Raw genomic sequence first — 22558 nt, 5'->3', positions numbered from 1 at the left:
CTAATTTGATGTTGGTAAAAGCGGCAAAATGTGGAAGGTATCTTAACTGTCCTAAAATTTAGATTCTTAAATGATATTTGCGCATCATTTTCTAGAGCCTCCTTCAAACTAATCTTATAGTTATCATCACTTTAATTTGATTATACTCATTGAAAAGTACTAAAAACAAATTTAATATATAACAACCATAATTTAAATCTAATTCTCGTTAACATTTAGTAAGCGTTTTCTACAAATAGACAAAAAAATAGTGAATAATCTGTCAAAAAAACTAAAAGACACGATTATTCACTACTTTTACGTTATTTTGTGACAAAGATCAGTTTCTTGTCACTTTTTTACCAACTAAACAGCCCTACGACACCGGCTGACAGTAAGGATACTAAAATTCCTGAGAGTAACATGTATCCTACATTTTTAGAAATCACATCATTTTTCTTACGATCGACAATCCCCTTGAACGCGCCAATAATCATCCCGGTTGTCGAGAAGTTGGCAAAGGAAGTCAAGAACACCGTTAACATTGCTCTGAAATGGGGTGCATAAGTTTGTACTACAGGTGAAACCTTACCCATGACGACGAATTCGTTAGTCACAAGCTTTGTTCCCATAAATTGAGCAAACTTGAAAGCTGTTGGCACATCCAATCCTAATAACCATGCGAATGGGAACATAATGATGCCCAAAATGTTTTCCAAGGTCAACCAAGGTGCGACAAGTTGTAACCCTTCATCAATTAATTTAGCTAAGGCCACAAAGGCAATGACGTTTGCCAAAATAATCAGAACTAATTTACCAGCACCTAAGATAGAATCTCCCAAAAATGAGAAGAATGGCTCACGTTTTGGTTTAGCATCAGCTTTAACTTGTGCTTCCGCCAACTCTTCTGAACCGCTTGGATCAGTTGTTTGGGTATTCTCTTCGATTTGTGCACTGCTACCGATCTTGGCAATCACATCTTCTTCAGGTGTCACTGTCACTGGATTCAGAATAATTGTGACAATGATTGCATTTACGATATTAATTGGAACTGCAGCAATGATATATTCACCAGGCATCATTTGCATGTAAGCACCCAGAATCGATGCCGTCACACAACTCATTGACATCATCGCAATTGTCACTAATCGTTGGGCCTTCATTTGTTTTAATTGCAGACTGGAAACTGCTAAAGCTTCAGTATTACCTAAAAACATCATTTCAACCGCAAAAAATGATTCGAATTTTGGTTGGCGGGTAATAAAGGCTAAGCCACGTCCTACCCATTTAATTAACCATGGCAAGAAACCAATGTAGGTCAAAATATCAAAAAGTGGCACAATCATCAAGATTGGTAACAACGAACTTGTCACAAAGTCCATTTGTTTCACGTTTACCCAACTTGATAAGGCAAATCCGATTCCTGAATATGAAATCTGTACCATCCAGTTAAAGGCATTTGCTGCGGCCTTCACACCGTCAATTCCGATCGAGAATCCAGTTAAAAACCAAGCCAAGAAGATGTTAATCACTAGCATAGTCAAAACTGAACGCCAATCAACGTGCTTTTTATCTTTGGAGAATAAAAATGCGACACCAATAAAAACAAGAATTCCAATTACATTAATGACCAAATACATGCCATTTCCCATTCCGCAAGCTCCCTCTTTCTACATATCATTCCAACAATTACAACAGCCCTTATATAATATACCGATTAAGCTTACCGCTGTAAACAAGAAATAGGATATATTTCTAAATAACTTGCCTTTAACCTCATTAATTTTTGCACTTTAATAAAAAAGCCCTCAGAGAAAACAAATTTCAGCTTTTCTCCAAAGGTTTCACAGCTCATTTTTTTGTTCGCCAACCCGTTGCCAAAATTGGGCGATATTTTTTGCGAGTTGCTCAGTCGAATACACGCGTTGATAATGTTGCCAATGTCGCGGAAATAACTGTGTGTATCGTAAGGAACCAAATCGATTATCCATCAATACCACGTTTCCTGCATCTTGACTACTGCGAATGAGGCGTCCCGCTGCTTGCAAGACGTGATTCATTCCTGGCAATTGATACGCATACTCAAACCCTTTTCCATTTTTCTGATCAAAATAGTTTCTTAGAAGATCTCGTTCATCACTTAAGCCAGGCAGTCCAACACTTACAATGCCCACACCAATCAAGTGGTCGCCAACAAGATCAATCCCCTCAGAGAAAATCCCGCCTAAAACACTAAACCCAATCAACGAATGCGGATATTTTTTTGAAAAAGCGTCCAAAAATTCCTGACGGGCCTTTTCGTCCATCTGATTACTTTGTTCAATCACATTAAATTGCTGATAACGATCTAAAAAGGCCGATTCAATTTGAGTCATATACTTATACGACGGACAAAAAATGAGGTAATTGCCCTTCTTAGCGTTAACCATCGCAAAGATACTTTCCACAATTTGGGGCAAACTATTTTCGCGTTGCTTATACGTCGTGTTGATGTAAGGCGTCACCAAAATATTTTGGCGTTTTTCTAAAAATGGAGAAGTTAATTGCAAACTTAACCCATTGGTTTCACATCCTAGCGTCTCTTTAAAGTAAGCCATCGGGGATAGTGTGGCCGAAAAAAAGACCACCCCGCGTCCCATTTTCAGCGACATATCTAGATATGGACTGGGATCTAAACACAACTCTTTAACGCTCACGCTACCATCCTCGTCCAAACTCACAATAACACGATAACTTTCGTCGTAAAAAGCTGAAATTTTGACGTATCTTAATAATGTGAAGAAGAAATCTAAAATTTGGGAGGTGAAGGGTACCGGCGGCTGCTTCGGTAACCAATCTTGCACAAAACTATTGAATTTTTCTAATCCATGGCGAAAACTCGTCAGCTCTTCAGTAGTCACGGCTTGCGTCTGGTTTTGTTCCGTCAAAGGTAATTTAACTTGATCAAAAACCGTTTGTACTTTTTTGAGCTGATTGGTAATTCCTTGAACATCTTCATTGTCCTTTGCCATTTTTCCCGCTGCTAACAACGCGTCAATGGGACGATCATCTACTTGTGCGGTATACATATCACGCGCTCGTGAAACTAAGTTGTGGGCCTCATCTACCAAGAAGAAGTTATTGTCATCTGGCTGCGAGAAAAAGCGCTGCAAGTAGACAATCGGATCGAAAAGATAATTGTAATCGCAGATAATCACGTCCATAAAAGTAGAAATGTCGAGTGAGAATTCAAACGGATCCAGCATGTGTTTTTTGGCATAAGTTTCAATGATCGGCCGTGTTATTTGGCTTTCGTGCTCGAAAACATCTCTCAAACCATCTTTCAACCGATCATAATAGCCAATCATGTACGGATTATCCTCAGGGGCCACATCAACCTCATCTGGAAAAATAATTTTGTCTTTAGCGGTTAGCGTAATACTTTTAATCTTTAACCCCTTGTCCACCATCACTTGGAGACCTTTTTCGGCCACACTACGGGTACTCTGCTTGGCTGTCAAATAAAATAAGCGGTCACATAAATCTTCTCCCATGGCCTTAATACTTGGAAACAAAGTCGAAATGGTCTTCCCGGTTCCAGTTGGCGCTTCGACAAATAACCGTTTCTTTAAGGCCACCGTCTTGTATACGGCCACGGCTAAGTCACGCTGTCCGCTTCGATAATCAGCAAAGGGAAAAGCTAAGTCCTTAATACTTTGATTACGCGTTTTACGCCAGTCACTACGCATCACTAACCAACTACGATATTCCTCAATTAATTCGTCAAAGAATTTCTGTAGCGTTTCGCGTGGGTACGTTTTTTCAGTTTTAGTGATTTTGTCAGTTGTCCGCTGATAGTAGGTTAGTCGGATGGTGACTTCTGGCATATCCAAGTCATGGGTCAAAATAGCACCATACACCTTGGCTTGGCTCCAATACAGAGTTAAAGTATTTTCGGATAAATCTTCGAAATCCGGATCAGATGTTTTTATTTCTTCAATTAGCAATTGGTCGGCCGTTTGAACCACACCGTCAGCTCGGCCGTCAATGACGTAATCTTCTCCCGCCATAGACACCGTACGTTTGACATAAACTTCTTTTTCATAATTTTCGCCACCAGCTTTTTGTAGTTTGCGATGAATCCGCGCACCTTCCAATGCTGTGTTTTGACTATTGCTTGTGGAACTTAGGTCACCGGCACGAAGAACAAACTCCACTAATTGTCGGATTCCAATTTTTTTGCCTGCCATTCGTGCCACCCTTTCGTCTTATGTAATATCTAGTTTTCTTTTTAAAACCTCATTGTTAACCAATTGTAACATTCGGCTGTTATCATAGATGAATCAGTTAAAAATTTAAGGAGTTCACATGAAAACTAAAACTGCACTACCTATTTTACTATTCTTTACGGCCTTTTTGGCCCTCTTCCTTGTCCAAACGCATATTTCCGCGGACAGCATCAAACCGATCCAAAGTATTTTGGCAACCACAAATCATCATGACTCGATTGCCAAAATTAGTATCCCTAAAAAAGAACAACAAATCAAAGCTGATTCCAAGCCTGAAAAGACAGCTGAAGTTAGCGCTAAAAAAGCAACTCAAAAATACAGTGATTTATATCAAACCTTGCGTCAACAACTCGGCAAAAAGTACGTTTGGGGCGCTGTCGGACCAGATACGTTTGACTGTTCTGGCTTAACCCAATATGTCTTTTCGAAAGTCCTGGACAAAAAATTGCCAAGGACGGCCGAAGCACAATATAACGCTTTCGATCACGTTTCACATGACAAGGTTAAACCCGGCGACCTAGTTTTCTTTAGCTATAACGGCGGAGCTACTATTGATCATGTGGGAATTATCGTGTCCGGTGATAACCAAATGATTGATGCTCAAGACCGCGGGGTCATCAAAGAAAGCTACATGGCTTCTTACTGGAAATCTTATATTGCCGGTTATGCACATGTAACTAACTTAGATTAACTCTCATCATTGGCTTGTTTTATGCGGCGTGCAATACTTATTTTGTAAAAAAAATAACAACCATGCTTCAAACGTCTAGTGGCGAACAATCTTTTTAGTCACCAAGTGTTTGTGCTATAAAATTAGTAATATCAGTAGCAATTTGCTTGTATCCTAAATAGTTCAAAATACTTAGCTCATTTGAAATCTCAGAGATTTCAAATGAGCTTCCTTTTTGGGCAATTTTTTCAAAAATCAAATAATTAATTCTTTCGTAACAATAATCAACTTCCTTAGTCTGATTTCTGTAATAGGGTAATATTTTCTGCAAACTTGAAAAATCCTTACGAATACAAAATAGCATCTCAGCATTATGAAAGAAATTGGTAATACCGTACTTGTAATAAGCATTCGATTTATAAATTTTCATTTTGCTAATTACATTTTTTTGTGTCGCTAAAATTAAATCAGAATCAAAAATAAACAGAACATTGCTATATAGGGCAAGTTCAAATCTGCCCCAATTTTCAACTTGATTAAGATAGTCTTTAATTACTTTTTCACAATTTTTGAATTTTTCAGAATCTTTAAGCTTTTCGGAATTAAAGAGTAATTGATACTGGCACGAGATTAACTTATAAAAAGGATCATTAGTTTCAAAATAATACTGATTAAGTTTGTTTATATAACTTTGCTGTTCATGCTTGTCACTTTGCACTAATGATTTACCCATCTGATTTATTTTTTGTTTAAAAGTATTCTTACTATGTAACAAAAAAACATATTCCTCCGGTTCAATATTCATTTTATTTAAAAAGGCAAACAAAGTTTGCGCCGAGATCTCTGTCCCACGTGTTTCAAATTTAGATACCGCTTCTCTAGTAGTGACACCTTCCGCTAAAAAATTTTGTGAAAGATGCCGTTCTTTACGTAACTTTCTTATTAATTTGCTTTGCTCTCCCATTTTTAATCATCCTCTCATTTTTTGTGGTACATTCTATCACACTTTTGTAGGCAAAAACTTATTTTGATATAAAATAAATTCAATCAATGTTTTACATTTTCATTGATTAAAAATCAAAAAAATGAGGAGGCTATACTTTTTGAGTCCAATTATATTTGACTGGTAGAAAGTTGAAATTCCAATGTAATTTTTTAAAAGTCCAAAATAGCTGGTATTTTTAGAAGTAAATCCAAATGGCGATTGGAATTGGATTGAAGCTTTGACTAACGATAAACTTACTGATTTAGCCTTACATACAATTATAAATTTGCCAGCGAATTCAAAAGAGGAACCAAAATGAATAAATATCTAAAAAGAAATTGGCAACAAGTGACCTTACTTATTTTTCTCATGGCAGTTACTGAATTTTTTACTGTTTTAGCCTCAGTTTTTAATGCGAATTCTCTAAACGCCTTGGTCGCTCATAACTTGAAAAACTTTTTTTATCAAATTATTTTCTTATTATTGATGTGGCTAGGCGTCATTTCTTTTACTTATCTAGTTATTAATTACACTCAAGTTGTTATTCAAGACATCGATATTTCAATTCGTCATCATATCACTCAAAAAATCGAAAAATTGTCCTATGAAACGTTTCACAGTAAAAATACGGGTGCCTATGTTGCTTGGTTAAACAACGACATTACTATTATTAATGAAAGTGGTTTACAAAGTTTATTTATCGTAATTGAGAGCATATTTGGCGTCATTTTCGCGCTAATTACTTTAACCGCTTATCATTGGAGTCTAACCGTAACCGCAATCGTCATGGCGTTCATCATTATTCTGGCACCCAAAATCATGGATCATCGGCTGCAAAAATCCAATGAGGTTCTAACCAAAGAAAATGAACAGTTTGTTTCTCAAGTAGAAGATGTTCTATCAGGATTTAATTTTTTGTATGCCCTATTTGCACTTCCGATGGTTTCCAAACATGTCAGACAAGCTTCTCTAGATTTAAAAAAAGCCAACGTTCATCTCACTAAAACGCAATCAATCGTTCAAGTTATTGGCTTCACTGGTAACGTTTTGTCACAGGTTTTATTAATCGGTTTGAGTGGGTTCTTGGCGTTACATGGGTTCGTTAAGATTGGAACTTTAATGGCCGTGGGTGCTTTGGCTGGCAATGTTTTTAATAACTTAGGTAATATGAGTACTTATCTAGGTAGCATGCGCGGTGTAAAACCGCTGTTCAGTAAATATGATCGTCTTTTAGCTTCTGATGAATCTCGTACACCAAAATCAACAGCTATTAAATCAAGTGAAACAGCCATTCAAGCAACAAACGTTTCGTTTAAATACCAAGATAAACCGATTATTCAGAATTTTTCCTATACCTTTCTGGCTAAGAAAAAATATTTAATTCTGGGTGCCAGTGGCACTGGAAAATCAACACTATTAAAACTAATTGCTGGTTATCATACTCACTACACCGGGACATTATCTTTATTTGGTAAGCATTATCAAGAACTTTCCCAACAAACAATCTTAAGCAGGATTCTTTATTTGGATCAACAGCCCCGTTTACTAAATACAACAGTTCGGCAGAATTTGCAGCTATTAGATCATTTCCCAGAAGATTCTTTGTCACAGGTTTTGTTAGAAACAAACTTAATCTCCTCTTTGAAGGAAGCTGGAAAGTTTTTGGAAACCCACGTTGGCGAAGATGGCGTGAATCTGTCTGGTGGTCAAAAGCAACGATTGGCGTTAGCTCGCGGTTTATTGCGTCACAATATTAAGATTATCCTCATGGACGAAAGCACTTCATCTGTCGATGCCAAGACAGCGGCCAAAATTGAGGCCGACTTACTTACCAATACGAACTTAACGGTAATTATGGTTAGTCATACACTACACCAAGAAAACATGAAATTATTTGACGACATCATCAAAATGTAAAAATCTTTTGAATTTAAAAAACTGGCTGGTTTCTAAAAATAGAAATCAGTCAGTTTTTTATTTTCGTTCAGACTTTTAGCAACTTTCGCCATTCATCATAATGCCTTTTTCAAAAGCCGCCAAAATATCTTGGCCGTTTGCGATGCGTACATTGCTGTCTAATAAACCTGTATTATCTTTTAAGGTTATGCGTGAATTTTTAACAGTCAACGTTAATCCCGGTCGTAAAAATCGGGTATCATAATCTGAAGTATATAACTGAAGTTCAAAATCATTTTCAATGTTAAGTGGATAGTCTGGATCAATTTCATCCAATGCCACTATTGAAAATTTGGCACCAATGCTGCAGGCGCCACCCTGTAAGGAATACTTACCGCCACCATCATCCGTAACCAACAACAGGATTTTGTCGGCAATATTTTTTCTTTTCAGTAAAGCTATAGCAGAATCAGTAATTTTAATCTTTAGCATGGATTTACCCCCACTATCTTGTTTCACAAGTTTAACAGATTGAATTCGTATTGATAACTCATTTGAATCTTTGATAGTTACCCCGCAAGTCTAATAAATTAGAGATTTTTATCCATATTGAAGGTCAATTTAGACAAACCTGCGCCTTGTACAACCAAACTCCCAATAAAATCAACGGTTTGTTTTCGCATTTCTGCAACCAAAACCTTATTCTGGTCAGTCAAATAGTCTGTCAAAGCTGTTCCAGAAAGTTTGCTTGCTTCTTTGTCGGTATTTTCTAAATGACGACGTTGCGTTTCACGAAGTGCGGTCAAATAGTCGCGGTCGCTTTGTACAAATTGGGGATAATGACTTTCCACCATCATTGACAGTATACGATACATCCAGTATGCATCACTAAAATTGAACTTCATTGAAGTATCTTTGTAACTGTCATCCGTGTCCGTAGCATTATTATAAAATGGCACATATGGACTAAAGGCCGGCACACCAAAGTTTAACCAGTAAACAGCCGCTTGCGCTGTCGGCACATCATTACGAATCTGCAACACATGTGAGTTTTGGGTTCTATTTAATGAAATAGCACGATAACGGTATTTATCCGCATTTTCACCAGGTGCTAACGGATCAAATGGTGTTTCATTATAATGGGATCCTAAAATGAATTCAACATCTTCGACTGAAATTTTGTGCGTGGTGTGACAGATAAATGGAAGCTCCCCAGATTCAGGATCCTGTTCAATTTCTGGATTCAAGTACTTCTGAGCGTACCAAACTCGTGGTGTGTTGTAGTGTCGGTCTTTTTCGTTAAATGTCCCAAAAATATGACGGAAATTCCATCCTGTTTTATCCACGTTCAAGTGGTGTTTGGCAACAAATTCTTGAATGCCATCAGCCCACATGAAGTTAGCTGCGTCATCAAAGTCAACTTGTTGAATGGCCACCTCATTAGCCGCAACTGCGTACGCATCATCAGGAATCCGTTGCGCTACCCAGTAGTGTCCCGTCACAATTTCCATGTACCAAACATCGTCTTTGTCACTAAACAACACACTGTTGCCGGCATTTGACCCATATTTTGTGATTAAATCTCCTAAACGTTTAACACCCGCTTTGGCCGAATCTACATATGGGAGAACCATTGTTTCCAAAGAATCTTCACCCAGTCCATCTTCCACTAAAGGATCATAGGCTAAAGTGCGTTCATTTCCATAAGTGCTTTCAGTTGCGCTAACCGCCACATTTTTCTCGTTAATGCCACTTTCGTCGTTGACGCCTTCGTGCAATTGATTGGGATCTGCATCAGGTGTTGCGGTATAACGATACCCATTTTCTGGTAAAGGTGCTTCGAATTTATTTAACTGTGATTTTAAAACACGATTGGCTTCGTGCACAGCGGGATGCATATAGAATCGTTTGGGATGGATTGGTAGATAGCGGTCTTCATTACGGGCAATCATTGTCGAACCATCCAAACTGGCTTTTTTACCGACTAAAACTGAGGTACACATGCTGGTGACTTTATTCATATTGTAATCGTCTCTCTTTCTGGTCTTATTACGCCCATTCTACCAGAAAAATCGGTTTTTAAAATTAATTGATTCAAAAAAGGCGGAGAATTTTCTCCGTCTTGTTCTTGAATTACTTTTTGATGAAAAATATCGGTTAAAATTTTAAAGCAAGAAGGAAACAATTCCCAGCCTGAATCATTCCCTCTCCTAGGCGATGCTCAAAAGCTAAATACTTCTTGAAACACGCTTTATTTTTTATTTCTTCTTGCAATCATCGGCATAATCAACCCTAACGCAATCAACACGATTGGTGTCACAATATTCAACCCCAACTGCAAAAACCAACTATGTGGATTGTCCGAGAAACTAATTTTTGGCACCATGCCCAATACACACACAAACGCTGTAAATATAAAGCACCAAAAACCTAATAGCCAACCAATGGTCTTATTTTTCACAAATCTATAATCTGAATGGAATTTATTCATATGCCGGCTCAGCAACATGAAGGCCACAAACACCCACAGGTATCGTAGTGGCATCACAATTGAATTTAAATTCAACAACCAGTTATACAATTCTTGAATGTTCTTAATCCCAATTGCAGGTACCATAATCAAAATTCCTACTAAAACGCCGGTCATCTTGTACCCGTTAATGAAAACACCATGTTTGTTCAATTTCATCAATGACTTTGGCACATACTGATCATTGTGTCCTGACAACAAAATTCGCAGTGGCGCATCAATTGAAACGATTAGGGCTGCAATCTGTCCAATTGAATTGGTCAGACCATAAGTAATCATCAGCGTATTCCCAATATGATAATACTGGCCCAAGCGCTGAAAGGCACTGTAAGCCCCATTCATCATTAAGTCCTTGGGAATGGCATTACTGTTAAAAATAATTGCCATTCCGATTGAACCCACAATGGCACAAATGCCCACTAACACGGCTAAAACAATCATTCCCAGTGGAAATTCTCTTGAGGCATTACGCGTTTTATTTACATAAGGCGCAATTTTTTCTGATCCTCCCACAGCTAGAACCAACATGGATAGCGTGGTAAAATACCCAAAGTTAAAGTTAGGCACATAAGTTTTCACACTTGTTAGATTTGGCGTAGCTGCCGTCACATTTGGTAAATGTGGCGCTGCAATCGCTAAGAAAATGAACAGAATTGACATTACAAAAGTTGCTAAGCCAGCCAATGTCGCGATGATCCCTAGCGTCGTAATTCCTTTAGAAGCCACCCACATGAAAAATAGAAAAACAATCAAACATAAAATCGAAAAAATAGCTGTTGAAAAATGACTAAAATAGGTACCGGCTCCGGTAAACGCCCAACTAATGGCAATCAAAACATTTTGTGGCTTTTGTGCGAGATAGGGCACATGAACCACCCAGTAAGTCCAAGCGGCAAAGTAAGCTAACCCTCGTGTTGAAGTCTCATCAATCCAAGAGCTTACACCACCACCACTTTTCTTGAAGGTGGATCCCAACTGGCCAACCATCAATGTGTAAGGGATGAAGTAAATAATCAGAATAATAATCCATGATGTAATCACAGATGCACCTTGTTGTGCGTAATTATTCACGACGTTGTTAAATCCCCAAACAGTGTTAAACGCGATTAAAGCAATCGTAAACCAACGAAATTGTTTTGTGCTTGTACTCGTGTCTCCCAATTTAACCATCTCCCCAGTATAATCTATTTATCTAATTATACTGGACAATTGTAAGCGGTTCATGTGAGGCGAGTGAGCGTTTTTACGTATCACTAATTTGCCTCTCATTGATTTATTATTAATCATCACCGGCCAGATCCTTCAACTGCTTACGTTCATTATAAAAACTCCGATACGCAAGATAACAAGCCATCACTGAGCCCACACTTGTAGCCGAAAGTAACATAAATGTCACCATAATTTGGTATTTAATCGCATGCACAGGATCCACCCCTGCAAAAATAAGGCCAGACATCATTCCGGGTAAGCTCACAATCCCAACTGTTTTCGCGGAATCAATCGTAGGTGACATCCCCGTTTTGATACTTTCACGTAAAATACCAATCGACGCATCACGGATCGTCCCGCCTAATGCCAGACGCTCCAAGACGCTTTGTCGTTGGTCACGAAACTGCGTATTCATACTTCGGTAGCACAGACCAATCGCCACCATGGAATTACTTGCAATCATCCCTGAAATGGGAATCACTTGCGATGGAATGAGTTTAATGGCACCTGATAAAATTAAAACGCCTAACGTAATTCCTGTACTGGTGAGAATGGCAATGAAGGAAATGGTTAGGGCATTAGACATCCCATTACTTCGCTTTTGGGCATTCCACGATGCATTAAAAATGATAATGAGTAACATCGTAAGGGTCAAAATCACATTGTTCACTCTAAAAATGTATTTCAACAAGTAACCCACAACAAACAACTGGATGACTGCCCGGATGACACCAATGATAATTTCACGGTCAATTCCTAATTTTTCCCGATAGCCAATCCATAAAGCAATCATGACTAGTAAAAATGCCAACGTTAAGGACCAATTATTTACATCAAGATTCATTTTGCTTCCTCCAGTCTGCCCTTTGTGATGGTCAATAAGCGGCTTGCTTGATTCAATTCTGCAGCATCGTGCGTAATTGATAAAATTGTGACGTGGTGATCCTTGTGAAAATGCTCAATTAATTCATTAACGATGCGCTTGTTTTCTTCATCCAGCCCCACTGTGACCTCGTCTAACAACAAAACATCTGGGACATACATAATATTGCGAATCATAGCAACACGCTGTTTCTCACCACCAGAAAGTTCCGTGATCCGTTTTGTCAAATAAGTTTCGGGCAGTCCGACAACTTTTAGTGCGGCTTTTTGTTTGGCAATATCTGGCGTTGTTTGCCGGATTTGAAAAGGAAAATCTAAATTATCTGCCACCGTTTTACCAAATAGCATTGGCTGCTGAAAACAATAGGATACCTGCCGTCGATATTGAATAGGATCTAAATTGGCGATATTTTTTCCTTGAAACAAGATTTCACCCTCACTAGCCGTAAGTAATGACGCTATGATTCTTAGCAACGTGCTTTTCCCACTTCCAGAAGGCCCTGTAATCGTAAGATATTCCTGGGAATTTACTACCAACGAAATGCCATTTAGAATTTGGTTTTCTTGCACTCGATACCCCACATTTTTAAGCTGTAAAATCGTTTCCATATGATCATCTCCCGTTCGGCGATCTATTTAGTGTCATTATAGCTTAGAATCGATATAAATTAGAAAGGTTTATACTTACTTTGCCGGCTAAATGTTATAATTTGAAATAAGTAGTGGGAGGAGTGTCTAACAATGCAAACTGTATCAATGATTGTCCCGTGTTTTAACGAACAAGAATCTGTACCAATTTACTTCAAAGCCATGACCAAAATTTTTCAAAAACCAGAAATGCAAAACTACGCTTTAGAGCTATGGTTTATTGATGATGGCTCTTCAGATGCAACCTTAAATGAACTAAAAAAACTAAACAAACAGTATCCAGATGTTGCTCATTACGTTTCATTTTCACGTAATTTTGGCAAGGAATCGGCCATCTATGCCGGTTTACAGGCTGCCACTGGTGAGATTGTCGGCTTGATGGATGTCGATCTTCAGGATCCACCGGAGTTATTGCCTCAAATGTTAAAAGAGCTCAGCACTGGAGAATATGAAACTATTGGCACACGGCGTGCTGGTCGTGAAGGTGAACCCGTTTTCCGTTCATGGCTATCCAACATGTTTTATAAATTCATCAACAAAATTTCTAAAGTTGAAATTATTCCCAATGCGCGGGACTATCGAGTCATGACCCGAAAAGTGGTTAATACCGTTCTCAACATGCCAGAGGTTAATCGTTTTTCTAAGGGCATTTTCAGTTGGGTAGGATTTAAAACAAAGTACTTAGACTTCGAAAATCGCGAACGCGTTGCCGGTCATACATCCTGGTCACTGTGGCAATTATTTGAATACTCCTTGGAAGCTATTATTGATTTTTCAACAGCTCCCTTAGCAATTGCCAGTTTCGTGGGAATTTTTGCCTGCGTTATCTCAGTGTTAGCAATTATCTTCATTATTTTTAGAACTATCTTTTTTGGTGATCCGACTACGGGTTGGCCATCCTTGGCAGCCATAATTCTCTTTATTGGCGGAATTCAGCTCTTCTGCTTAGGTATTCTTGGTAACTATATCGGGCGTATTTACTCAGAAAGCAAACATCGTCCACTTTATGTCATTAATGAAAAAAAATAAGAAAACTTTGAACGCTTGCTCAAAGTTTTTTTTTTTAATTTGCAATTTTTTCCAACTATTTTTATCTGCATATATTAAATATTTATATTAATACCATGTGAGGTCAAAAATTTCTCCGCCTTTTCAGCAACCAACCTATTATCTGAGAAATTTGCAAAAGATCGTGCATATATCATATATCTATATGCATCTTGCGTTTCGCCATCTTGCATCTTGATTTCCCCGTACAAATAATAGAAAGAATCCACAAAATACGAAGTGGCACTAATTTTTGCTGCTTCTAATGCTTGATCAATAATCTCTAAACATTTGTCATTCTGATTGGTATTTGAATAATACATAGCTAGGTTATCAGAAATAAGCAGATTCCAAAAAATGTATGCTTCCACTGAAATCTTTTTAAATAAATCAGCTGTTTTTTCAAAATAAAAGCTTGCTTTTGCAGGCTCCTTTTTCATATCATAGGCTACCCCTAGTTCACAAGTTGCAAGAACCGTATAAATATCAAGATCATTTTGTGGCAACTGTAACATCTGATTAAATCCAAATATTGCATCGTCATACTTTTTTTCTAACCACATTTTTGCATCGGTGTAGAGAAATTGATAGTGCTTTTTTTGTTCAGGTTCTGTTAAATTCTTTATTTTTTTTAAAACTTCAATCACTTTAGCATACTGATAATTCATACTTAACTTATCAGCCTTTTTTAAAAGAGTATCCACTCGTACTGGATCATTCTCTGACACGACATCTGCAAGTGTTAAATTTAGTCTATTTAGTAACTTAACCAGTATAGTACTCCCTGGAGAGGTAGAATTTCTTTCCAAAGAACTAATTGTACCTTGTGTTGTGATTCCGGCAGCCAATTTTTGTTGTGAAAGATGCAACCTTTTTCGTGTTATTTTGATTTTATTTCCGTCTATCATTAGAGTACCTCTAAAAAGTATTAATTTTTGTCTATATATGACACTATATATTTAAATAGTATTAAGGAAGAAGCCGTCATAACAATTACATTAAACTCGGTTATTGTGCCTGCTTATCTCTGCTCAAACTTATCTACCATACCACTGACATCATTGAATCTCATTTCATCATACTGCGTTTTATAAATATTTAAAATAGAATAAAATTATTTTTTAAATTTTCGCAACTTAAAAAGTTCGTTTTATCATTAATTCATGCACTAATTGGATCCATATTTTTCACTGTCCATTTTATTTTGAAATTCATATTTCTGACACAATGATTGATAGAAACTTTATATATTCCAATTTGAAAACTATATTTTAAATCATTAAGCCCTAAGAAACTGTTTAAAATAATTTTTTTAATTCTAATTATTTGAACACAAAAGTGTCGTAGTAGTGAACTATCAGAAGACTAAGAGAAAATTTCTCTTAGTCTTTTTTTGCATTTTAAAAAAATGATTTTTCGTTATTTTTCCATTAAAATAATATTGACTTTGATTATAAAATGATTAAAATGGTGTTTAATTAAGGTTTGCATTAATGAATCTTAATTACGATACCAAAATAATTGGAGGGATAGTTATGAATGTATTCGTAAATGCAGGAATTTCAAATTTATATAGTGAGTGGGTTCCCCATATTAAATGAAAATAATTAGCAGGTGATTTTTTGAAAATTCTCGCAAATTTTAAGAACTATATTTTCTTATACGTTCGTAGTTTTAAGTTGTTTTGGAAATCTTCAAAGGGTATCAGTTCAGTACTACTTTTTTTAGTACCTATACAGGCTTTAGCTCCAGCTGTCTTGATTAAAATCGCACAAGTAATGCTAGACGAATTATTGCACAATCAAGTATCAGTTTATCTTATAATTGAGTGGGGCTTAATCTTCTTCATTTCTTCTGCGGCAATACCGGTTAATACTTCACTACAAGGAATTTTAACCGATAAGTTGATTGCTTTTGTCAACACACAATTAATGCAAAAGTCAAAGACAATTAAGGGATTAAATTTATTCGAAAATTCAGATTTTTATGATAACTTGCAATTGGTTAGTTCCGAAGCATCATGGCGTCCCGTCAATTTAATCGTTTTTGGTATTAGTATGTTTCGTGAACTAATTACGGTTATCTCGATGATGGTATTACTTGCAAGATATAATTTTTGGATTGCCATAATTTTACTCTTGGCCATAATTCCACAGAGTCTCGTCAGTTATCGTATTCAGCAAGATTCTTTTGAAACCATGGTGACACGCAGTCCGGATGCGCGAAAAATTCAGTATTATAGTGAGGCCTTACTAACTGCTAAAGATGCTAAAGAAGTTCGTCTGTTCGGTATGTTTGATTTTTTCATCAATGCTTATACATCAGTTTATAAAGGCATGCATGCCCGAATGAAAAATGTACGTCTTAAACAAATGTGGATATCACTTGGATTCTTGGCAATTAGCGTCATTCTTAGTATCGCTAGTTTGATCTGGATGATCATGGTTATTCAACAAGGTAAAGTGTCAACAGGTGGCTTCTTAGTTTTTATCTCATCACTAACAGCAACCTCAAGCAGCGTTTATGCATTCATTGAAAATTCAAGCTTGTTATACGACACTCTGTTATACATGCAAAAGTATTTTGATTTCATGCACATAACAGAAAAAAATGACTATTCTGGTTCATTGCCATTTCCTAGTGAAATAAATAATATTTCTTATAATAACGTTTCGTTTCAATATCCAGGCCAGCAGGATTTTGCTTTAAAACATATTACTTTTAAGGTTAAAGTGGGCGAAAGAATTGCCATAGTTGGTGAAAACGGCTCTGGAAAATCTACCTTAATAAAATTACTTATGCGTTTCTATGATCCCCAACAAGGCATGATCACTTTAAACAATACAAAAATTTCACAATTTGATATCAATGCCTATCGCGAAAAATTTGGAGCTGTTTTTCAAGACTATTCTAAATTTTATTTACCAATCGGTGAATCAATTGGGCTAGGAAATCCACAACAGATTCATAACAAACAACGCATTATTACTGCAATGAAAGATGGTGGCTTTTTCGAGTCATTCGTTAACAAGAAAATGGAATTAAATACTATGTTAGGAAAACAATTTACTGAAGGAATTGATTTATCAGGTGGGCAATGGCAAAAAGTGGCAATCTCAAGGGCTTTTATGGCAAATTCTAGTATTTTAGTTTTAGATGAGCCAACCGCCTCATTGGATCCACGTAGCGAATTTGAAATCTATCAAAGTTTTATTAAAATGACCAAAAATAAAACCGTTTTTTTCATAACTCATCGTCTATCAGCTGTTAAACTGGCAGATAAGGTATTAGTTTTAAAAAATGGCGAAATTGTGGGCTTTGCCCCTCATAATATTCTGATGGCAGAAAATAAATATTATGCTGATCTATATAATTTACAGGCAAAATCTTTTCAACAAGGTTAATTTAGAAAAAATCATATGCTGCCAAAAATGCACAACATGATTTTTAAGATGTTTAATTTAAAATAGGACTGAAATCTCTGTGTGCAGAAAGATTTCAGTCCTATTTTTTTAAATTGAGTCACTTTGTATAACTTTTCTAATTAAAAAAGCGTTTTAGTCTTCATCTGATCCGAAATGACGGTGCCACCATGATTTTTTCTTAGGTGGTTCTTGTAATAGTTGTTCATTTTTTTTAGTCATTTCAGTTAATTCAGTTACTTGGGCTTGTAACTGCACATTTTCTTCATGATATTGTTGGTTTTGTTTAACTAATTGTGCCAACATTTCTTTAATCTCAGATAAATCCTTATTTTGTGCCTGCAACATTTTTTTATCTAAAACAGCTGGTGTTTGTTTTCCATCAGCAGCTTTTTCTTTTTCAGCGGCATCCTTATCCGTAACCCCTAAGGTCACATCCACAGCCTGCTTCAAAGTATTGCGATCACCTAATAAATCGTTCATCTGCTTGAGAAGCTTCATGTCATCGTCAGAATAAATGCGACGACCACGACCATCATGTTGAAACTTATGACCCATTCGTTCCATTTCTTTGGCCCAGTTACCTAAAGTTGCTAAGCTGCCAATACGCTCAATTTTGTGAACAACCTCTGAACCTGTTATGTATTCCTCTGCTTTGATATCTTTTGCCAAAATTTCCACCTCATTTTTAACTTAATTGTACTACAATCGTTCCTAATTTTGAAGTTAAAATTAAGTTGTTAAAGTACTATGCACCATGTGTTTGATGAAATTTCGTTGTTTTAGATACGAAAGCAAACAAGCCCAGCCCACTCAGTTCACTAATTAAAATTAAGGCGGCCATAGGTGCATAACTACTTGCCCCTAAGGCACCAGCAAGAGGCGTAAAGATTCCGCCAATGATGTTCATCGTTAAACCAAGAACCGCTGAAGCACTCCCGGAGTTTTTATTTTGACTATTCATTGCTATTGAGGTGGCAATGGTGTTTACGATTCCAATGCAAACCACTACAACAAATAGAGGTACCGCCACTAGCCACATTTGTGGGGCCATGAATAAACTGACAACCATGACCAACGCTGCCCCAGTACCAGCCAGCAAGGCTGTTCCTAAAATCTGAAAACTGGTCCATCTTGCGGGTAAGTAAGCAGGAATATTATTGCCAACAATAATCCCCAACCCATTTAGGGCGTATAAAAGACTAAACTGTTGTGCTGATAAATGGAAGAAGTTTTGAAAAACAAAAGAAGATGCCGAAATATAACTAAATAGGGCACCAAAAACGAGTCCTTGAATTAAAGCAATCAAAATGAAATCGCGTTTAGTGAACAGGGTAGCCATTGCGGCAAACCCTTGAAATAAGCTTTGGTCACTTCTAGACGCTTTCGGTAAAGTTTCTGCCAAAGTTAACCAAATGCCAACTACGACGAGCACACCAATCACGGCTAAAACAGCAAAAATGCCTCGCCAACTCATAAATTTCAACAAAAACCCACCAATAATTGGTGATATAATCGGGAAAACCCCGTTAACTGCCATCAGCATCGCGAAAAATTTGGTTAACGCTTTTCCTGAAAATAAATCACGAGCCACGGCACGCGATAATACCTGCCCAGCCGAGCCTGCTAACCCTTGAATAAAACGCAGGATAAGAAATAAAACAATCGAGTGCACCATCATAATCCACACTGAGGTAAGCGCAAAAACGGCAAAACCAATTGAAAGTGGTAAACGTCTGCCATAATGATCACTTAGTGGGCCCACAAGGAGCTGTCCCACTGCCAACCCAATTAGACAAAATGTCAGACTCATTTGAATAACAGAGGTTTGGGTGTGAAATGTGATTTGCATGCTTGGTAAGGCCGGTAAGTACATATCTAGAGATAAAGGACCGGTCGCGCTGATTAAACCGAGGAAAAAGGTTAACCAAAGCTTCCGGTTCTTTGTCATGTTGTTTTCCATGGTTTCCACCTCTGTTTTGAAATAACTTCAAGACATAGTGTAACCAATTTAATCCTAAAAACCAAATTAATTTGGTAATTTGCCTTCTGGCCACCAGAGTTTTACTAGGGCCTGAGTTCCATCGTTACCTAAATGTTTTTCGTCTACTAAACGTGCATATAAGTTACGTGCGGCATCAGTTGCTGGTAAGTTTAAGTGCATTTTGTCGGCCTCATTCAGCGCAATACGCAAATCCTTTAAGAAATGTTTGGCAAAGAATCCTGGCGTATAATCATCCTTTAAAATGCGTGGCGCATAATTTTCCATGCTCCAGTTATCAGCACCACCACTTTCCAAAGTTTGTAAGACCTTGGACAGGTCTAGCCCGGCTGCCTTTGCATAAACCAACATTTCGCTCATTCCAGTCATTGTGCCGGCAATCATGATCTGATTGGCCATTTTAGCATGTTGCCCAGCCCCAGCTTGACCAAAGTAGTTAGTCTGTTGTCCAATTACATCAAAAATCGGTGTTAACTGCTGATAAGCAGCTTGATCACCACCGACCATAATCGTAAGCGTCCCTTTTTGGGCTCCAATATCACCGCCAGAAACGGGAGCATCTAGAACCTGAATCTGATGAGATTGCCCATACGCCGCAATTTTTTTGGCCAGTGTGGGTGTGCTAGTAGTCATATCGACCACAATCTTTCCAGCCTTTGTACCCGCAAAAACGCCCGTTTCTCCAAAATAAACGGATTCAACATCTTGTGGGAACCCAACCATCGTAAACACAATGTCACTATTTTCCGCAACCTGTTTTGCAGTATTTACCCAAACGCCACCAGCCTGTAGGACTGCATCTGCATGTGCTTTGGTACGGTTGAACACCGTCACTGCATAGCCGGCTTTTAACATATTCTTGATAATTCCGGTACCCATCACACCAGTACCAATAAAGCCAATTTTCTTCAATATTAACGCCTCCTAAGGGTTACACCCATATCATACGCAATTTCTATTAAAATTACACAAGTTAGACTGACTAAAATTTAATTTTTATGCCCCATTTCTGTTATGATAGACCATAAGGTTATTACTTGGAGGCTAACAAACATGCCACAAAAACATTTACCAGAAAAAACTATTTTAACTAATTTAGTCATGGTAGAAAATGCCGATACTAAAGAAGTCTTACTTGAAAATCGTCTCAATCAAAATTGGGCAGGCATTACTTTTCCGGGTGGTCATGTGAATCCCGGAGAATCCTTTGTTGAGTCTGCCATCCGTGAGGTTTATGAAGAAAGTCATCTTCACATAGAAAATCCGCAATTAATTGGTGTCAAACAATTCATGATGACTGTTCAGGATACACCGGTTCGTTATGTCGTTTTTCTTTTTCGCACCAACCAGTTCAAAGGTACTTTGCATGCCTCAATTGAGGGCGATGTTTTCTGGCAGAACCCCTATCAGGTCAAGCAAAGTCAAGCAGTTGATGACTTTTTTGATCTTTTACAAATTTTTAAAAGTTATGACGTTTCAGAACTTTACTACCAAGACTATGATGGTCAATCAATTAAACGCGTTGAATAAACGATATGTTTTTAAGCACAGAAAGGACGCACCATGAATAATAATCAAAATCGTCACGCACATTTTCAGGCTAAACCAACTCAGACCAAATCTCGTCCGACTTCCGTTCAGGCCACCATTCCCATTGGACAACGCATTCCGCTCACCATTAAACGGTTGGGCATTAACGGTGAAGGTATTGGCTATTTTAAACACACCATTTGTTTTGTAAAGGGCGCCTTACCAAATGAAGTCGTCACCGCTACTGTCACCGAGATTCATCCCCGGTATATGATTGCAAAATTACATACCATCCGTAAAAAGAGTCCTGATCGCGTCACACCTAGAGATGCTTATGCGGATGAAGTAGGGGGCTTTGAATTAGAGCACCTTTCCTATGCCGGACAACTTGAATTCAAACGAGATGTGGTCCGTCAAGCTCTTGAAAAGTATCGTCCTTCAGGCTACAAGTACTACAAGCTGCTTCCCACCATTGGCATGGAAAATCCTTATGAATATCGAAACAAAGCACAGTTCCAAGTTCGTGAATTAGACGGTAAGGTCGCTGCTGGTTTATATAAAGAAAATAGCCATGATCTTGTGGATTTACCAACCTGCAGTGTGCAACATCCCCTCACCATGAAAGTAATGCGTCGGGTGGTTGCCCTGCTTGAAACTTATCAAGTTCCCATTTATAACGAAAAACAAGGTTCGGGGATTATTAAAACCGTGGTTGTTCGGGTTGCCGTTGCCACTAATGAAGTTCAATTGGTCTTCATTACTAATTCAGCTAAATTACCGCACAAACGTGAATTGATCGCTGACCTTCAAAAAGAATTCCCAGAAATTGTTTCCTACATGCAGAACGTCAACAAGGGTAAAACCTCTCTCGTTTGGGGAGACGAAACTACTCTACTAGCAGGCAAATCATTTATTCAAGACAAATTAGGTGAGTTGACCTTTAATTTGTCTGCGCGTGCTTTTTACCAGCTTAATCCTTATCAAACGGTAAAATTGTATGATGAAGCCCGAAAGGCCCTTGAGCTCTCTGCGAACACTAATCTTGTAGATGCCTATTCTGGCGTGGGTACCATTGGCCTTTCACTGGCCAATAAAGCTAAGGAAGTTCGAGGAATGGATATTATTCCTGAATCAATCACCGACGCTAATGAAAATGCCAAATTAAACGGTATTACCAATGCTAAATACCAGGTGGGACGTGCAGAAGAAGTACTTCCCCAATGGATGGCTGAAGGTTTTCGTCCCGATGCTTTAGTGGTCGATCCTCCAAGAACCGGTTTAGATGATGTTTTAATTCAAACTATCCTAACTAGCAAGCCTGAGCGTTTTGTATACATTTCTTGCAATCCTTCTACTTTGGCTCGCGATCTCACACAACTTACTAAGTCCTACATCGTGGATTATATTCAATCCATTGATATGTTCCCGCAAACTGCGCGTTGTGAAGCAGTCGTGAAGTTTACGCGTCGTCATTAAACCTTAAAATTTCA

At 37.8% G+C, this 22558-nt stretch carries 18 protein-coding genes; 6 read left to right on the top strand and 12 right to left on the bottom strand.

Translation table 11 applies throughout. The features are described from left to right. Positions 1-338: 338 nt before the first annotated feature. Together IV80_RS06130 and IV80_RS06125 are read right to left on the bottom strand one after the other, a co-directional pair. A complete protein-coding gene (locus IV80_RS06130; protein ID WP_057751112.1) occupies positions 339-1619 on the bottom strand; it encodes a NupC/NupG family nucleoside CNT transporter in 1281 nt (426 codons plus the stop codon). A gap of 204 nt (positions 1620-1823) precedes the next feature. Next, a complete protein-coding gene (locus IV80_RS06125; RefSeq protein ID WP_057751045.1) occupies positions 1824-4208 on the bottom strand; it encodes an ATP-dependent DNA helicase in 2385 nt (794 codons plus the stop codon). A 118-nt stretch (positions 4209-4326) separates the two neighbouring features. Between IV80_RS06125 and IV80_RS06120 the strand changes: the two genes are divergently transcribed. Next, positions 4327-4938, top strand: a complete 612-nt coding sequence (locus IV80_RS06120) for a C40 family peptidase (RefSeq protein ID WP_057751042.1) — start codon at positions 4327-4329, stop codon at positions 4936-4938. Positions 4939-5032: 94 nt separating this feature from the next. Here IV80_RS06120 and IV80_RS06115 read toward each other — a convergent pair whose 3' ends face one another. Further along, positions 5033-5881 (bottom strand): helix-turn-helix domain-containing protein, encoded by an 849-nt coding sequence (locus IV80_RS06115; protein WP_057751040.1) that lies wholly within the window; start codon positions 5879-5881, stop codon positions 5033-5035. Between the two features lie 336 nt (positions 5882-6217). On the opposite strand from IV80_RS06115, the gene IV80_RS06110 reads away from it, so the two are divergent. Further along, complete coding sequence (locus IV80_RS06110) at positions 6218-7819, top strand: ATP-binding cassette domain-containing protein (RefSeq protein ID WP_057751037.1); 1602 nt, start codon at positions 6218-6220, stop codon at positions 7817-7819. A 75-nt stretch (positions 7820-7894) separates the two neighbouring features. Here IV80_RS06110 and IV80_RS06105 read toward each other — a convergent pair whose 3' ends face one another. The 5 genes from IV80_RS06105 to IV80_RS06085 all read right to left on the bottom strand — a co-directional run bounded on the left by IV80_RS06105 (position 7895) and on the right by IV80_RS06085 (position 13028). Then, positions 7895-8290 (bottom strand): iron-sulfur cluster biosynthesis family protein, encoded by a 396-nt coding sequence (locus tag IV80_RS06105; protein ID WP_057751032.1) that lies wholly within the window; start codon positions 8288-8290, stop codon positions 7895-7897. A 98-nt stretch (positions 8291-8388) separates the two neighbouring features. Then, positions 8389-9819 carry a C69 family dipeptidase gene (locus IV80_RS06100; protein WP_057751029.1) on the bottom strand — a complete coding sequence of 477 codons (1431 nt, stop codon included), beginning with the start codon at positions 9817-9819 and terminating at the stop codon, positions 8389-8391. 230 nt (positions 9820-10049) lie between these two features. Next, entirely contained in the window at positions 10050-11489 is a 1440-nt protein-coding gene (locus tag IV80_RS06095; protein ID WP_236699579.1) for an APC family permease, read from the bottom strand. Positions 11490-11607: 118 nt separating this feature from the next. Next, complete coding sequence (locus IV80_RS06090) at positions 11608-12381, bottom strand: ABC transporter permease (protein ID WP_057751023.1); 774 nt, start codon at positions 12379-12381, stop codon at positions 11608-11610. Further along, on the bottom strand, positions 12378-13028 hold the full coding sequence (locus IV80_RS06085; RefSeq protein ID WP_057751020.1) for an ABC transporter ATP-binding protein: 651 nt from the start codon (positions 13026-13028) through the stop codon (positions 12378-12380). The genes IV80_RS06090 and IV80_RS06085 overlap by 4 nt, the downstream gene beginning before the upstream one ends. A 132-nt stretch (positions 13029-13160) precedes the next feature. Here IV80_RS06085 and IV80_RS06080 point away from each other — a divergent pair, with 132 nt between their 5' ends. Next, positions 13161-14096, top strand: a complete 936-nt coding sequence (locus tag IV80_RS06080; RefSeq protein WP_057751017.1) for a glycosyltransferase family 2 protein — start codon at positions 13161-13163, stop codon at positions 14094-14096. 74 nt (positions 14097-14170) lie between these two features. Here the strand turns inward: IV80_RS06080 and IV80_RS06075 are convergent, their stop codons facing one another. Then, the gene (locus IV80_RS06075; protein ID WP_057751014.1) at positions 14171-15022 is read right to left on the bottom strand and encodes a helix-turn-helix domain-containing protein; all 852 of its coding nucleotides are present in this window, start codon (positions 15020-15022) and stop codon (positions 14171-14173) included. Positions 15023-15736: 714 nt separating this feature from the next. Between IV80_RS06075 and IV80_RS06070 the strand changes: the two genes are divergently transcribed. Further along, positions 15737-17518: an ABC transporter ATP-binding protein gene (locus IV80_RS06070; RefSeq protein ID WP_057751012.1), complete on the top strand. Its 1782-nt coding sequence runs from the start codon at positions 15737-15739 to the stop codon at positions 17516-17518. A gap of 153 nt (positions 17519-17671) precedes the next feature. Here IV80_RS06070 and IV80_RS06065 read toward each other — a convergent pair whose 3' ends face one another. The 3 genes from IV80_RS06065 to IV80_RS06055 form a co-directional block, all read right to left on the bottom strand. Further along, positions 17672-18208 carry a MerR family transcriptional regulator gene (locus IV80_RS06065; RefSeq protein ID WP_057751009.1) on the bottom strand — a complete coding sequence of 179 codons (537 nt, stop codon included), beginning with the start codon at positions 18206-18208 and terminating at the stop codon, positions 17672-17674. Between the two features lie 76 nt (positions 18209-18284). Beyond that, positions 18285-19499, bottom strand: a complete 1215-nt coding sequence (locus IV80_RS06060; protein ID WP_057751006.1) for a multidrug effflux MFS transporter — start codon at positions 19497-19499, stop codon at positions 18285-18287. A 66-nt stretch (positions 19500-19565) separates the two neighbouring features. Beyond that, complete coding sequence (locus IV80_RS06055) at positions 19566-20450, bottom strand: NAD(P)-dependent oxidoreductase (protein ID WP_057751004.1); 885 nt, start codon at positions 20448-20450, stop codon at positions 19566-19568. Between the two features lie 141 nt (positions 20451-20591). Between IV80_RS06055 and IV80_RS06050 the strand changes: the two genes are divergently transcribed. Continuing rightward, entirely contained in the window at positions 20592-21068 is a 477-nt protein-coding gene (locus tag IV80_RS06050; protein ID WP_057751001.1) for an 8-oxo-dGTP diphosphatase, read from the top strand. 33 nt (positions 21069-21101) lie between these two features. Next, a complete protein-coding gene (rlmD, locus tag IV80_RS06045; RefSeq protein WP_057750999.1) occupies positions 21102-22544 on the top strand; it encodes a 23S rRNA (uracil(1939)-C(5))-methyltransferase RlmD in 1443 nt (480 codons plus the stop codon). Positions 22545-22558 lie beyond the last annotated feature (14 nt).

The organism is Pediococcus cellicola, from assembly GCF_001438655.1.
Taxonomy (GTDB): domain Bacteria; phylum Bacillota; class Bacilli; order Lactobacillales; family Lactobacillaceae; genus Pediococcus; species Pediococcus cellicola.
Note: the sequence above shows the minus strand (reverse complement) of the source record. Positions and strands in the feature narration are given on the sequence as shown.

Coding starts and splice junctions, on each gene's coding strand:
- IV80_RS06130 (WP_057751112.1), bottom strand. CDS start 1,619: ATGTATTTGGTCATTAATGTAATTGGAATTCTTGTTTTTATTGGTGTC.
- IV80_RS06125 (WP_057751045.1), bottom strand. CDS start 4,208: ATGGCAGGCAAAAAAATTGGAATCCGACAATTAGTGGAGTTTGTTCTT.
- IV80_RS06120 (WP_057751042.1), top strand. CDS start 4,327: ATGAAAACTAAAACTGCACTACCTATTTTACTATTCTTTACGGCCTTT.
- IV80_RS06115 (WP_057751040.1), bottom strand. CDS start 5,881: ATGGGAGAGCAAAGCAAATTAATAAGAAAGTTACGTAAAGAACGGCAT.
- IV80_RS06110 (WP_057751037.1), top strand. CDS start 6,218: ATGAATAAATATCTAAAAAGAAATTGGCAACAAGTGACCTTACTTATT.
- IV80_RS06105 (WP_057751032.1), bottom strand. CDS start 8,290: ATGCTAAAGATTAAAATTACTGATTCTGCTATAGCTTTACTGAAAAGA.
- IV80_RS06100 (WP_057751029.1), bottom strand. CDS start 9,819: ATGAATAAAGTCACCAGCATGTGTACCTCAGTTTTAGTCGGTAAAAAA.
- IV80_RS06090 (WP_057751023.1), bottom strand. CDS start 12,381: ATGAATCTTGATGTAAATAATTGGTCCTTAACGTTGGCATTTTTACTA.
- IV80_RS06085 (WP_057751020.1), bottom strand. CDS start 13,028: ATGGAAACGATTTTACAGCTTAAAAATGTGGGGTATCGAGTGCAAGAA.
- IV80_RS06080 (WP_057751017.1), top strand. CDS start 13,161: ATGCAAACTGTATCAATGATTGTCCCGTGTTTTAACGAACAAGAATCT.
- IV80_RS06075 (WP_057751014.1), bottom strand. CDS start 15,022: ATGATAGACGGAAATAAAATCAAAATAACACGAAAAAGGTTGCATCTT.
- IV80_RS06060 (WP_057751006.1), bottom strand. CDS start 19,499: ATGGAAAACAACATGACAAAGAACCGGAAGCTTTGGTTAACCTTTTTC.
- IV80_RS06050 (WP_057751001.1), top strand. CDS start 20,592: ATGCCACAAAAACATTTACCAGAAAAAACTATTTTAACTAATTTAGTC.
- rlmD (WP_057750999.1), top strand. CDS start 21,102: ATGAATAATAATCAAAATCGTCACGCACATTTTCAGGCTAAACCAACT.